The organism is Thalassotalea agariperforans, from assembly GCF_053470345.1.
Map to the genome: position 1 here is coordinate 1 of NZ_JBQMWH010000039.1, position 510 is coordinate 510.

Consider the following 510-nt stretch of genomic DNA (forward strand, 5'->3'; position numbering starts at 1 on the left):
TGGTATTTATAAGTGATGCATTAGAACGCGCGACACGTCTTTTGCCTTATAAACACCGGGTATTTATATCAGCTTTCCAGATTGTTAAAGAACAATTTCTAGCACGCATTCGGCTAAAAATTTGGTTAAAAAAACCAAATTGAAAATATCGTTCAGATACCTTGAATTTGGTTTCTCTCTAACCGAAGAAGTTGGTAGGTCTGGGCAGACTTGAACTGCCGACCTCACCCTTATCAGGGGTGCGCTCTAACCAGCTGAGCTACAGACCTGCATAATATAATAAGTGGTGGAGCTAAGCAGGATCGAACTGCTGACCTCCTGCGTGCAAGGCAGGCGCTCTCCCAGCTGAGCTATAGCCCCTCATTATACTAGGGTTTTACTTTCTTCTTCTAATTTCGTTATCATACAATTTGTGTGAACACTCAACATCAATGGTAATTCTTCAAGATAAGGAGGTGATCCAACCCCAGGTTCCCCTAGGGTTACCTTGTTACGACTTCACCCCAGTCA

2 tRNA genes and 1 rRNA gene are annotated in these 510 nt (G+C 43.1%); all 3 read right to left on the reverse strand.

The features are described from left to right. Positions 1–192 precede the first annotated feature (192 nt). Positions 193–269: transfer RNA gene (locus tag ACSLUO_RS17680), tRNA-Ile, on the reverse strand. 15 nt (positions 270–284) lie between these two features. Further along, positions 285–360 (reverse strand) — tRNA-Ala (locus ACSLUO_RS17685). Positions 361–448: 88 nt separating this feature from the next. Beyond that, positions 449–510 (reverse strand): 16S ribosomal RNA (locus ACSLUO_RS17690); the annotation flags it as partial.